Source organism: Candidatus Viridilinea mediisalina, assembly GCF_002532535.1.
Taxonomy (GTDB): Bacteria; Chloroflexota; Chloroflexia; order Chloroflexales; family Chloroflexaceae; genus Viridilinea; species Viridilinea mediisalina.
Window position 1 is genome coordinate 39,757 of record NZ_NQWI01000028.1, and the last position, 13,266, is coordinate 53,022.

Genomic DNA, 13,266 nt, shown 5'->3' on the forward strand with positions numbered 1-13,266 from the left:
TTCCGTGTTGGCTGAGCTTGTCGAAGCCAACACGGAACAACAAGAGTTTGTTAGCGCGAAAAAGCCTTGGGCTCGTGGGGAAGCTTCGCGTTGGCTCGGTGGTTGAGCCTGCCGAAGCCAGCTTGTCGAAGCCACCGCGACGTTGGCTTCGACAAGCTCAGCCAACGTCGCGGCCCAGGGCTTCTTCGCGCTAATTTTCTTATCTTCCTACCCCCTCCGGCGGGATTTTCAACATTGTGGCCAATGAGCGTACCAACCAGCTTAGGGCGCTGCGTTGGGCTGCTCCGGCGCGGGCGGGATCGCCTTCGCTGGCGACGATGATCGCTGGGTCGCCTTGGTGCCCCGCGACGCTGCTTAGTTCGTCGCGTAGACGGTAGATCGCGCCACTGGTGTCAATGTAGTAGTGCCAACGTTTGTGTTGCTTGGCACTATGCAGATCAACGCTGGCCGGGCCAGGGCTGGCCGTAATCACTAGGCGTGCGGGGAGCGCTTCGTTGGCTGCGGGCGGACGGCCTGTAGGCCCAAGATCAAGCACGCTAGGTTGGGTGGCGCGCGGCCCCAGCAGGACGCCCGGCATCGGTTCAGCCCCAGAGCGCCGCGCTGCCTGGGGCTTGATGAAGCGCCGAAAGAGCCCACTGCTGCTTAAGAGGGCGCTGAGGCCGCTGCGGGGGCGCTGGGCCGCCATCAGGCTGATGATGCTGGTTGCTGTGGGCAGTGGGCGCTCGATGGGCCAGTTGGGTGTCGGTAGACGACAAGCCAGTACGTCGCAGGCGAAGGGCATGAGCAGGTAGGGTTCGTCGCCGATCACGGCCACCTCTGGTGGGCCGAGCGGCGCTCCAAGTTCATGCTGCTGCGCGTAGCTACTCAGCAGCGCACTCGCATCGTAGCGCCGCCCCGTCCGCGCTCGGTAGAGATCGTCCAAGAGGGCGTGACGCAAGGCAATGACCTCACTTGCGCTCAAGCCCGGCAAACTACCCTCAAGTTCACTCAGCCGGTAGATGGTCTTCCATGCGCCCACGGGCGAGCAGAGGCTGTCGAGGGCGTAGTGCTGGCAGGCAAAGGCGCGGCGCGGCGTGAGCGTGAGGCGATGGTTGGGGCCAATCGGCACACCTAGTTCGTCGCTGTAGTCGAGAAAGTGCTGGTGGAAGGCCCAATCGGCGCGGAAGCCATTGACCGGATCGGCAGCGCGAAACATGAGATCGAGCAGCGCTTCTTGTAGCGGCCCTTCGGCCAAGGTGGTCAACTGGCGCACCTGCGCGGCTGCTGGTGGCTCACTGCTCTCACCTGTCACGTTGGCGTAGAGCAGATCACGGGCGTAGACCTCAACGAGCAGCGGCGGCTGGCCTGGTAAGCGTACAACGCGATCAAGGTCGTCTTGGGCCGTATGGCCCGGCGGCGTCAAGGTCGCATTGCTGATCAAGGCCACCGGCATACCCAAGTCGCGCCGCTCGGCCACCGTGTGAAGTGGCCACGCCGCGCTCAAGCCGCTCCCCGCAGCCCGATAGGCCAGATCGAGCATGTGGCTACGCACATGCTCCTCGGCGGGCTGCGCGGGCTGGTGCGCCTCTGCATAGACCCGCGCAACAAAACTGGCCCACGGGAAGCCCGCAGGATCGGTTTTTCGCCCTGGGCTAATGTCAAGGTGACGCACCAACTGGTTGCGTGGTACGTTGTAGCGGCGCACCAAAAGGCGCGTCAAGGCCACCGCAGCCGCAAGCTGCTCCTCTGGGTAGGGGTCGCGCCCAGTGTTGAGATTCTCCAACTCGATGCCCAACGAACAGCGATTGAGGTTCTCGCGCAGCTCGCCATCAATCTCCCAACGGCTCACGCCCGCGTGCCAGGCAATATCGCCATCCTTCACAAACTGGCTGATCTGGCCGCGCTTATCGATGTAGTAGTGGCACGAAACCGGCCTGCGTTCATCGCCGCCCTTACGCAACCAGCCAAAATCGCCCGGATAACGCCCCGCAGTAGCGTGCAGCACTACCATGCGAATTCGTTCCACATTGCCAGGCTGGTAGTGCTGGCGGGTCATGCCGATCCATGTAATTTCCATTTTGCTCTTGTACTCCTGTTCCTCTGTGCTCTGTTCTCCTGTTCTCTGTTCCCCTGTTCCTCTGTTCTCCTATTCATCAATTCACTCCCTGCTTCATCACCACATCCGCAATCCGCCCCCCGGCGCTGGCGTAGACGCGCTGGGTGCTGCCGGGTTGCCCTTGGATGCGCAGGGCGCGAATGGTGCCGCCACGGGCGATGACGCTCTGTTGGGAACGTTGTGCCTGCGCTGCTGCATTGGGTGTGCTTGGGGGTAGGGTTGGCCGTAGGCAATAGGGGCCGCCGCTGCGCTCGCGTAGGTAGAGTGTCGGCACAAACCAGGAGGTGGTGTCTCGCTCGCTGACGAAGAGGGCGCGGCGGGCTAGGGCGACCCCATGTTGGAGACTTTCACCTGTGGCGAGGGCGTGGTAGATGCAGGCGGCGGCTCGCGCTGCGGCACTGGCGCGAACTGCCAGTTGCATGCCTAAGACGGCGGGTGCGCCAGCGGCAACGAGGGTTTGGGCTACACCTCCGAGCAGCGCTTCGCCCGCGCCGACGTTGATGCTGGCCCCTTGGCAGGCAAAGAGGGCCACAAGGCCGACGCCACCTACGAGGCTGGCCATGGCTCCGGCTGAAAACCAGTCGCCCCCCCGTGGTGTGTCGAGCAGCAGTTCGCCTTCAGGCCCACGTAGCCGCCCATGCCCATAGAAGTGGATGATGTCGAAGGGCCCGTGGAGGCTCACGGCATCGGCAAGGGCTTCGCGGTTGGCCGGTTCAAGCTCATGCACCAAGGCCAAGCCTTTGTGGAGCAGTGGGGCCAGGGCCTCTTGGCGGGCGGCGCGTTCCACTTGGCGCAACTCTGGGCCAATCCCGGCCATAGGCGAGATGGCCAGAATGCGGAGTGGCCCACTGCCTCGGCGCGGCGGCGGGAGCGCCTGCGCCAGATCGAGGCGGCGCGTCAGGCTGCCCTGCATGCCGCGTCCTAAGAGCAGCGGGGCTGGCCCCGCATCCCAGAGCAGCTCCCAGGGCAAAGCGGCCAGCCGCGCCGCTTCAGGTGGGAAGCCGAGCGTGATGTGCAGCGGCGCGCCTGTGGCGAGGGCGTGATCACGTACCGCGTCGAGCGCCACCCGCCCCGCCACATCTTCGGTCAGTGCGGCAAAGAGCCGCCGCCCAAGCCGCCGGGGAGCATCATTCACCACATGGCCGTGGGAGCTGATCAGCTTCAGATCGGCCAAACGGGCCCGCTCATCGCTACTCAGCGTAAACTGACGCTCCTGATGGGCCGTGCGGGCCAAAGGATAGTCGGGGTCTTGGAGCATATCTAAGGCCCGCAACACCAACGCCACATCCTCCGGCGGAATCGGCGCACCCAGACGACTCAGGCGCACCCCCAAGACTGCGGCCTCCCAACGAATAATCGCCCCCTCGCCCTGGGGGATGAAGTTGAGTTCGAGGGCGATTGGATCGGGTGTGGAGAGCATAGAGAGACTCCTTCTAAGAGCGTTTTATAGAGTTTTATAGAGTTTTACAGAGAAATTTCACCACAGAGGCACAGAGGACACAGAGGATGTTGAATTTTTTAGGTGAGGAATCAGTTAAGAAATTTATGAATACTCTCAAAATTAAAAACCCTCTGTGCTCTCTGTGCCTCTGTGGTGAAATTTCTCTGTGCCCTCATAACCTCTCTTCTCCCTCTTAACCTCCCTCTGCCACCCAGACGAGGCGGAAGCCCAAGAGGTTGTGCCGTTGCGCTGGATGGAACCAGTAGTGCGCTCCGCAGCGTAGTGCTTCGGCCTCCCAGTTGAAGGCGCCGCCCTTGATCACTGGCAACTCGTCGAGGGCGATGTCGCTACATGGGGTGAGGTCGCTCAGGTTGGCTGCGCGGCTGGCGGTCCATTCCCAGACGTTGCCCGCCAGATCGCGGGCACCACAGGCTGCTGCGCCGGTGGGGAAGCAGCCCACTGGCGCGGGTACACGCAGGCCCGTGGCGCTATAGTTGGCCCGCTGCGCCTCTGGTGGCTCGTCGCCCCAGGGGTAGCGCCGTTGTTCACCACCGCGTGCCGCACACTCCCATTCGAGCGCAGTGGGCAGACGCAGCCGTTCACCCGGATAGAGCCAACCCGCCCGTCGCCCCTCAGCCGTCAACCAGGCGCAGTAGGCGCTCGCCTCGTACCACGAGACGCCCACGACGGGTTGGTTGGGGCTGTTGTAGGCGCTGTTGGCCCAAAGACCCGGCTGGGTAATCAGGCTGCCCGCCTCATCAGGAAGCGTGCGCGGCCCATCGGCAGCCAAGAAGCGCTGGCCCGCCACACTCCACCAAGTCGGCGTCGTATAGCCCCCGGCATCAATGAAGTGCTGAAACTCCGCGTTGGTCACCGGGTAGCGTGCGATCCGCAGGTTGTAGCCTAGCTCGCTGCGCTGCAACGCGGCCCGCCGCGCCCCTTGCGCCGCCTCGTCGCCCCACCAGAAGGGCCCAGCCGCAACGGTACACCAGTAGTCGGACGAGGCCGTCGCCCGGCCTGTGGTGGCCTCAAGCAGGCGTGGATCGCCCAACTGCCCAAGGGTGGTACCAGCGGCAACCCTGATCGCCACGGGTGCGGCATGATCATCCAAGAGGCCCATCAGCGCCTCCGTCACCGCATCCCAGGCTTGGCCCCCCGCACCATTGCGCCCCACATCAAGCAGACATTCGCCCGCCAACACCAGCGGACGGCCATAGTCGCTACCGGCAGCGGGTGCAGTGAGAATCAGGTGCAGCATGCGCCCCGCTTCGCGCTGGGGGGCTGCCGCTACCGCAAGGCGCAGCACCTCGCGCCAACGCACATCGCCAGCCCACTGGCAGAGTAGCGCCTCCGGCTCGGCGACTGCCAGCGACTCCAGCAGGCCGCGTGCAGCCAGATACTCCTCAAAGGTCAAATGCAAAAAACCAAAACGGCGATAGCCGCGCTCCTGCAGCAGGCCCGTCTCGCGGCGCATCAATTCAACAAAATCGTGAGCCAAACGACGCGCCCGCTGACGCGGCAAACCATCAGTCTGCACCAGGGTCGCCGCAATGCGCCCCTCAAGCTCATCCTGATCCACCAAGCCGCCCGCCTGCTCGCCGTGCAGCCAAAGGGCCACCGGGCCCAGCAGATTGACCACGAAGCGCTCATCGAGCAACTCATCGCCCAGATGGACATCCACAGGCCGCCCGCTGAGCGAACGGGCGCGGTTCCAGGTCTCGGCAAGCGCCACCACACAGAGCCGATAGAGCTCCACGCGGCGGTCGGGCAGGCGCGCCCCTTGATTGTGGATGAGCGCCAGGATCGTGAGCAGTAGGGGATTACGGGCCAACGCAGTGACATGGCGCTCGCCAAAGACCGCTGCGTGCAGGGCGGCACTGCGGCGTGCAATCTGGCGCTCCTGTTCGGCTAGGGCCGCGTGGCGCACCAGATCATCAAGCAGCGCATCAGCGGGCGCAGCCGGAGCGAAGCCCAAGGCAGCATAGGCCCGCGACCAGCGCACAACAAAGTGGCTAATCTGGTCATCATTGAGCGGTGCCAGCGTCACCGTGGCAAAGAGGCTCGGATCGAGTGGGGCATCATCGTAGCCCACAATCCGCGCCGTCGCAATGAAACGATTACCCAGCGCATCCCACTCGCGGGCACAAGCTTCCAGCGCATGCACAATCGCCCGCCGGTCTTCGCGCACCTCATCAAGGCCATCAAAGAGCAGCATAGCCCGCCCCAAGGCCAGCGCCCGTTCAAAGAGCGGGCCATAATCGGGTTGCGACAACCCCCGGTAGTAGTCGCTCAAATAGTCCAGCGGGGCCAAATCGGCATTACGTGCGCGCGCCGCCGCAAAGGCAGCCACAGGAAAAAAGATCGGCAACCAGAGCGGCTCAAGCCCCAGATTGGCCTGGGCATCACCACGGGTAAGCGTCAGCAGCAGATAGCGCACCAACGTACTCTTACCGCTCCCCGGATCACCCAGCACCACCAGCAGCGGCTGCTCGCGCACCAAAGCGTGCAGCGGTTGCGCTTCCGCACTATGCTGATGGGGCAGAGCGGCCCCCTCAACATAAATCTGATCAAGGCCCAAGCGCGTAGCCGCCTGAATCTGCAACAAGCCACGAAAATCGAGGCTCCCATAGGTTTCAACCACAAACGCCCGATAACGCGCATAGAGCAGGGTCAAATCATGTGGCGCAGGCAGCGCCGCCACCAGATCACCATGGACAATCGTCTGTTGCACATGGGCAATCGCCGCCCCATTGGTTGCCACAATCGTCTGGCCAAGCTGCTCAACCAGGGGTGGCGGGGCGCTACGTTGCGCAACCCGCAACGGCGTGCAGTATTCCCGTTCAGCCGCAGTAGGCACAATCTCGCGCAGGCGCATCTGGGCGGCGCAAGCCTGGGGCAACAGCGTACCAACAAATTGGAGCAGCAGCGGCCCCAATTGCGACCAAGCGGGCAGCGTGAGATCACTGGAGGCCAGGGCGGGCCGCACCTCACGTCGGTAGCACTCAACCAAACGGGCCCGATCAGGCTGAAGCGCAAACCAGAGTTCCTCAAAGCTCAAAGTGGCAAAACGAACTGCCACAGGCCGCTCATCGCTCAACAGCGTCAACAGCGGTGCCACCGCCGCACCATGCGCTTGTTTCATGTGCCCAACCGCCTGAGTCACCGCCCGCTCAAACGCAGCAGCCCGCGGTGCCACCGTCAAACCCTGAAGCGCCTGACAGCGCACCAGCAGCGGTGCCGCCTCAGGCAAATCAGCAACACCATCACCAATAGCCCCCGCCAGATCAGCGAGTACCGTAGCCAAACGTAGAGCCAACATATTCATGCCAAATGCCTGTTATCCCCGTTATGAGTGACGAGTGACGAGGGAGAGAGTCTTCTGAACAAGGGATCCAAAACACCACCGAGAAGAGATACCGAGAATTGCACCACAGAGGCACCGAGGGCACAGAGTTTGGAACAGCAGGGAGCCGCAACGCTGGTAATGGCTGTGCCATACCCACTCTGTGTTCTCTGTGTCTCTGTGGTGAAAAACTCTGTATCTCTGCAAAAACTCTATAACTGAAAGCCTTCACCCCTCGTCCCGCATCTTCTCACTGAGCAAACGGCGCAACAGCGCCTCGCCCGCCTCGCCAGCGGATACACGCCCGCCAGACCGAGGGGACGCCGCCGCCACATGGCTACGATCAACCCGCAGAGCCACATGCAGACGCGCACGGGCCACCGCAGCACTCGACGAAGCCAGCGAATGGGGGGGGAGTATGTGAAGCATTGGAAGTCTCCTTGAAACTGTAAGTTAGGAAAGTAGGTTTGCCGCAAAAGAACGCAAAGGGATGGTTTCAGAAACAGCCTTTCAGCTTTACCGTTGGAGTGCCGGCGTTAGCCGGCATCCAGAGGTTGTCGGCGATCTCAGCCGACTAACGTCGGCACTCCGTCGGAGGCCAATCAGCTTTACCGTTGGAGTGCCGGCGTTAGCCGGCATCCAGAGGTTGTCGGCGATCTCAGCCGACTAACGTCGGCACTCCGTCGGAGGCCAATCAGCTTTACCGTTGGAGTGCCGGCGTTAGCCGGCTAACGCCGGCACTCCAACACCAGTTCATAGATGTTTCAGACAGCATCTAAGAACTGCACTCCCCCTGAGCAAGACACTCCGGCGACCAGAGTTCCACATAACTCACCATGCCCACTGCCACCGCACCAGCCGCAAGGTTGGCATAGGCGAGCAGCCGGGGCGGAATGGCAACACATGCCTCCGCGTCGGGCACAAGCTGTGCAGCCGCACTGAAGAGCAAGCGGCGCAGCATGCGTGCCGCAGCAGCCGTGAGCGGCAGGCTACTCACCCGCTGCGCGAGCGGCTGCCACGTAGCCAGCGGAAAGAGTTGGAGGCATGGCTCAAAGCCACGGGTAATGGTCAAACCTGCCGAGGTAACGGCATGCCACGCGGACGGCAGCACAAAACGTCCATCACTGGTGCGGTCGAGGCGCCACGTACCGAACAACATGGGGGGTACCACCTTTGCGGATTACACGCTCTGCTTAGACTTAATTGGGTTCTTATTGGGTTCTTGTTGGGTGATACTATAGCACATAGTTTAGGACTTGTTAAGCCCCCTTTTGGCCTATTTTGGGGGCAATTTGACACGCGCTAATTAGCACATTTGAGGCTCTTGTCAACTGCTACTATTTGTAGTAGGATGCAAGCAAGCAGAGCTTTCACCCGATACACAGGCTGTACCCATCGTGTAAGCCGCCAAGCCAGTACAATCGGCGCAAGCTTTTCCAGGCCAGTACGCATAAAACGAGGAGGTAGCACCAATAGATACGCCCACACCAAGCCACACTCAGCCTCATGCTAGGCCCAGATTAAAATCCCAACAAGCACCCAATAAGGACTAGACAAAGGACGAATAAGCGAGTATAATACCCCCCACGAGACAACGAAAGGAAGCGAGGAACATGAACAGGTCTCGTCTCGACAACGAGAACACCCCCGGTCCAGAGGGCATGACATTCGAGGTGACGCTGAAGGTTTTAGGAGTTTCGACTATCTATGCCGCAACGTTGAGCTATCTCGAACGGCACTACCCCATCAAGCCCGATCACATCTGGGCCGAGGTTGCAGGCGGTGTTCTCATCTCACTGGTTCCGGTTGCGCTGACCGCACGGAAGACACAGCAGGTAGATTGGCGCCTCTATGAAGGGGCAATTTGGCGCAGCTTCATCGCTGCGGGCACCCCAATCATCCTTTGGCAGATCGGCGAGGCGATGCTGCGCCAGATGGAACTGCTGCGTTACACCACGGCGCGCGAGTTAAAGAGCGCGAAAGCCTATGTCCACGACACCACGCCGCTGGCCGAACGAGGTGGAGAACGAGCGCGAGGGGGCAATGAGGTTTGCTGATGAGGCAACCCACATTTTGCAACGTGCCCAAACCACGCTTGATGGCGCCCGCGCCAAGGTAGGGGCCAATCAGAACCTTGCTCTCGTGCTCATCACCGACACCGAGCGCTACCTCTCCGATGCGCTCGCACGCACTGAACGTGTACGCCGTTTCATCGCCGTGGCCAAAGGCAAGCCCATCAATGGGCGTTGGCCCCAGGTCGCAACTCGCCAGCGTGATGAGGCCGAGGAGTATCTTGAACGTGCGATCAACAGTCTCGATGAGGCTGAAGCAAGCATCCGACCCCTACGTGATAAGATCGCCAAAAACCCCGCCCTCTGCGAGGCCATCATCGCCGATCTTGCCCTGCTGCTCTCACGAGCAATCACTCGTATCGAACGTGTCGTGCGCCTGCTTACTGAGGGCGGTCTTGGAAGAGCTTAGCGGATGTGGGAGAACTTGGTTCTCCCACGTTCTGCTGTAGCACCCGCAGCGCATCCTGATAGCCCAATGCAAAGAGATGTTCGTGGTTGTGGTGTTCGTAGTCAATGATCCAGTCTAAGGGCATTGGTTCGAGCGGGGCAATCACGGTTGGCAGGGCCATGGGGCGCGGCAATGGCCCTGCGGGTGGCGCTAGGCCGGCAGCCTGCAACCGTGCTACCGCGTCTGCCAATTGGTTGCGTTGGCTGATCGCCTGAAATGCGACGCGGTAGGAGGCCAATAGGGCCCAATCTAGGGTGAGACTCAATGCCTGGGCCAAATCTTGCGGCAGGCCGGTCACACACTGCATGGCATGATCGGAATTCCAGGGCGTCATCATGACCACAATGATCTCAAGGCTATCTTCGCCTGCCAACTCAATCACCGGGTCGAGCGGCGTATTGGCCAGTACTGCACCGTCCCAGTATTTCCCTGCGCCAATCTCGGTCCACGGATAGACCACCGGGATACTCGATGAGGCCATGAGGTGTTCGATGCCCAGTCTGGTTGCGGGCCGTCCACGCAAGGGCCGATTACAAAAGACTTCAAGCCCACCAGTCTGCAATTCGGTGGCTGCAATGAGCAGCGCTGGCGCAGCCGGGCTATTGATCCGCGCAAAATCCATCCAGCCCGCTAGGGTATGGCGCCAGGGCTGCGTATCGAGCAGGCTGCGAAAAGGGCGACTGCGGAAGAGGTTGGCCAAACGTGTAAAGCAACTCCACGCACTCTGCCCAACTTCTTGGCGTGGCAACGCAGGTGTCACCCCATTGCGCCGCTCCGAAGTCAAGATACTATGCAGCAAAAAGCGTGCAAAGGGCCGCGTCACCAGAGGCAGATCAGCCGAGAGGCGATGCACATCCTCGGTATGCATGGTGCGCCAACGCTGCTCCAATTGGGCCACCCGTAAACCCGAGGCCAAGGCCGCCGCATTGATCGCCCCGATTGATGTCCCTGCGAGCAAATCCGGCCCGCGCCCATCCTCCATCCAACCCAACTCCACCAAGGCCCGGATCACCCCCACATGGTAGGCACCACGCGCCCCACCCCCCGAAAGCACCAACGCCTTCTTGCGCTCCCCCATACCCGCCTCCCCCTATGCGCTGCTTGTTCTGCATAGGGATAAACGTGGGAATATACCATTTCAGATTGTAGATTGTAGATTGTAGATTGCCGAACATGGCGTCTCAATGGGCTTTCGTGTTCTTGATGATAAGGAACGCAAAAAAACAGTGGTGCCTTCGCCCCTCTCCCACAACGTGGGAGAGGCGGTGCCCTGAGCTTGTCGAAGGGGGTAGGGGGTGAGGGCCATCCTGGGCATCCCAACGTTCTATTCGGAGCTTCAGGAGCAACGGTAGCGCAACGAAGCATTACCCGCGCTGCTCAATGTGGGCACGCAGCAGCCACGCCATCTTCTCGTGCTTCTCCATGAGACCAGTCAGGTAGTCGCTGGTACCCATGTCGTCATACTGCTCATCACTGGCACGTACATCGTTGCGGAGGTTGCGAATGATCGCCTCATGATCGGCCACAAGCTGCTTGATCATGCTGCGATCATCTGGTAGATCGCCGGGCTGCTCGGCTAATGTGGTAAGCTGCAACATCTCGGTGAGCGTACCGGGAACATTGGGGCCAAGCATACGAATGCGCTCGGCAATGTCGTCAATATCATCAGCCAAAGCCTCGTACTGCTCCTGGAAGAGCGCATGCAACGGGCCAAAGGCCATGCCAACAATGTTCCAGTGGTAGTTGCGTAGACGCATATAGAGCACATGCTCATCGGCTAGCAGACGGGCAAGTAGCGTCGCAACTCCTTGCGTATTGGCCGCACTCAGGCCCAGATCAGGCGTCGGGGTGGTCGTAATCTGTCCAGCAATCTCTGTAGTCATACGTAACACTACTCCTTACCTTGTTGAAGCAGGATAGCCCAACACTATCCCGACTAGCATCCAACGGCAGTATGGTAACAACATACCTGCTTCGTGTATAGTAATCCCTCTGCGTACTACCTGATTCTACCAGAAAGTTTCGCAAGATGCAATTTGTGTAAGTACTTCACCCAGGGCCACTTCAAATACCATAGTTGCATGGAATGTCAAAGCACAGTACTATATACCCAAAGGCGTTGGTTGTATAGTTAGGCAGATACGGTATCTTGAAGTAGGGATGGGCGATAGGCGGGCGTGGCCCACTGAGAACAGCCCCAATCAAGTCCTACGCTCCAGAAACAGCATCTGCACGACTATGGGAAAGGCAGGGTTCCGATGGATTTGTGGATCATGATCGGGATTATGGTCTTCGTACTGATCGCTCAGGCAGGTCTGTGGGTGTGGGTCATCCTCGAACGGCGACGCAAGCTCCCCGATGTAGAGGTCTTGAATTGGCGCGATCTCTATAACTCGGCACGCAAGGCGGTTGATGAGTATGATAAGTCAATGCGCTACCGCCGCCGCTAATACCATTTACGATTGTAGATTGCAGATTGCCGATTGCCGAGCTGGCGTCCCAATAGGCTTTCGCTTCGATAGCCGATAGGGGAGCGCGAGGGAACCAGGTTCCCTCGCACACCCTAAACAGCACAAACACGGTTTCCTCTTTTCTATTTTCTCTATCCTAGTTTCTCGTTATGGCAGGTAATAGTTTTGGGCAGGTCTTTCGCCTCACTACATGGGGCGAGTCGCACGGCGTGGCGGTTGGGTGTACGCTTGATGGCTGCCCCGCTGGCTTGGCCCTCAGTGTGGACGATGTGCAGCGTGAGTTGGATCGGCGGCGCGTTGGGCAGAGTAAGGTCAGTTCGCAGCGTCAAGAACTCGACCGCGTGGAGATTCTTTCGGGCCTCTTTGAGGGCCGTACCACGGGTACACCGCTGAGTATGCTGGTACGCAATACCGATGCGAAGCCTGGCCACTACGAGGATATAAAGCAACTCTATCGCCCCGGCCACGCCGATTATAGCTGGGACGTAAAGTATGGCTTCCGCGATTGGCGCGGCGGCGGGCGCTCTTCTGCCCGTGAGACGATTGGCCGCGTTGCGGGTGGTGCGGTGGCGAAGTTGCTCTTGGCAACCGCTGGGATCACGATTGTTGCCTATACGCTGCAACTCGGCGGTCTGCGGGCACAACAGATTGATGAGCAGGAGATTGAGCGTAATATTATGCGCTGCCCCGATGCCGCAGTAGCTGAATTGATGGTGGCGCAGGTTGATCAGGCTCGTCGTGAACGCGATTCACTCGGCGGTATCGTTGAAGTTCGTGCCCGTGGTGTGCCCCCCGGCCTCGGCGAGCCGGTCTTCGATAAGCTCCAGGCCGACATCGGGAAGGCGATGTTCTCCATTCCGGCGATCAAGGGCGTTGAGTTTGGTGAGGGCTTTGGGGTGGCCCATGCCCGTGGCTCGCAACACAATGATCCCTTTGTACGCCACGCTGATGGTAGTATAGGTACCAGCACCAACCACCACGGCGGCATCTTGGGTGGCATCTCGACTGGCGAAGAGATTATCCTTCGCCTCGCAGCCAAACCACCCGCCAGCATCGCGCAACCACAGTCCACCGTCAATCAAGCGGGCGATCCTGCCACCATCACGGTTCACGGACGCCACGATCCCACGGTGTTGCCACGCCTCGTGCCGATTGCCGAAGCTATGCTTGCCCTCGTGCTGGCCGATCATCTGCTGCGTCAGCGTATGGATCGGGTGTAGGAAGTTTAGGAAGCAGGAAGCAGGAAGCAGGAAGCAGGAAGCAGGAAGTAGGAAGCAGGAAGTAGGAAGCAGGAAGTAGGAAGTAGGAAGCAGGAAGCAGGCAATCTCCAATCTCCAATCTCCAATCTCCAATCTCCAATCTCCAATCTCCAATCTCCAATCTCCAATCTCCAATC

General features: G+C 60.4%; 11 protein-coding genes. 4 read left to right on the forward strand and 7 right to left on the reverse strand.

Annotated elements, in window-relative coordinates; translation table 11 throughout:
* Positions 1–199: 199 nt before the first annotated feature.
* The 5 genes from CJ255_RS08500 to CJ255_RS08520 all read right to left on the reverse strand — a co-directional run bounded on the left by CJ255_RS08500 (position 200) and on the right by CJ255_RS08520 (position 8,038).
* The gene (locus CJ255_RS08500) at positions 200–2,056 is read right to left on the reverse strand and encodes an N-acetylmuramoyl-L-alanine amidase (RefSeq protein ID WP_097643678.1); all 1,857 of its coding nucleotides are present in this window, start codon (positions 2,054–2,056) and stop codon (positions 200–202) included.
* 76 nt (positions 2,057–2,132) lie between these two features.
* Positions 2,133–3,515, reverse strand: a complete 1,383-nt coding sequence (locus tag CJ255_RS08505; protein ID WP_097643679.1) for a CHAT domain-containing protein — start codon at positions 3,513–3,515, stop codon at positions 2,133–2,135.
* A gap of 214 nt (positions 3,516–3,729) precedes the next feature.
* Positions 3,730–6,861 carry an NACHT domain-containing protein gene (locus CJ255_RS08510; RefSeq protein WP_097643680.1) on the reverse strand — a complete coding sequence of 1,044 codons (3,132 nt, stop codon included), beginning with the start codon at positions 6,859–6,861 and terminating at the stop codon, positions 3,730–3,732.
* A 246-nt stretch (positions 6,862–7,107) separates the two neighbouring features.
* On the reverse strand, positions 7,108–7,308 hold the full coding sequence (locus CJ255_RS08515; protein ID WP_097643681.1) for a hypothetical protein: 201 nt from the start codon (positions 7,306–7,308) through the stop codon (positions 7,108–7,110).
* 346 nt (positions 7,309–7,654) lie between these two features.
* Entirely contained in the window at positions 7,655–8,038 is a 384-nt protein-coding gene (locus CJ255_RS08520; RefSeq protein WP_097643682.1) for a division/cell wall cluster transcriptional repressor MraZ, read from the reverse strand.
* Between the two features lie 454 nt (positions 8,039–8,492).
* On the opposite strand from CJ255_RS08520, the gene CJ255_RS22635 reads away from it, so the two are divergent.
* A complete protein-coding gene (locus CJ255_RS22635; RefSeq protein WP_124681868.1) occupies positions 8,493–8,936 on the forward strand; it encodes a hypothetical protein in 444 nt (147 codons plus the stop codon).
* A complete protein-coding gene (locus CJ255_RS08525; protein WP_097643683.1) occupies positions 8,866–9,360 on the forward strand; it encodes a hypothetical protein in 495 nt (164 codons plus the stop codon). The genes CJ255_RS22635 and CJ255_RS08525 overlap by 71 nt, the downstream gene beginning before the upstream one ends.
* On the opposite strand, the gene CJ255_RS08530 is transcribed toward CJ255_RS08525, so the two are convergent.
* On the reverse strand, positions 9,332–10,477 hold the full coding sequence (locus CJ255_RS08530) for a patatin-like phospholipase family protein (protein ID WP_097643684.1): 1,146 nt from the start codon (positions 10,475–10,477) through the stop codon (positions 9,332–9,334). The two genes, CJ255_RS08525 and CJ255_RS08530, sit on opposite strands and share 29 nt — an antisense overlap.
* Positions 10,478–10,763: 286 nt before the next feature.
* Positions 10,764–11,282, reverse strand: coding sequence for a Dps family protein (locus CJ255_RS08535; protein ID WP_097643685.1), 519 nt, complete (start codon positions 11,280–11,282; stop codon positions 10,764–10,766).
* A gap of 375 nt (positions 11,283–11,657) precedes the next feature.
* Between CJ255_RS08535 and CJ255_RS08540 the strand changes: the two genes are divergently transcribed.
* On the forward strand, positions 11,658–11,849 hold the full coding sequence (locus tag CJ255_RS08540) for a hypothetical protein (protein ID WP_124681869.1): 192 nt from the start codon (positions 11,658–11,660) through the stop codon (positions 11,847–11,849).
* A gap of 170 nt (positions 11,850–12,019) precedes the next feature.
* Positions 12,020–13,090 carry a chorismate synthase gene (aroC, locus tag CJ255_RS08545; protein WP_097643686.1) on the forward strand — a complete coding sequence of 357 codons (1,071 nt, stop codon included), beginning with the start codon at positions 12,020–12,022 and terminating at the stop codon, positions 13,088–13,090.
* The last annotated feature ends 176 nt before the right edge of the window (positions 13,091–13,266 follow it).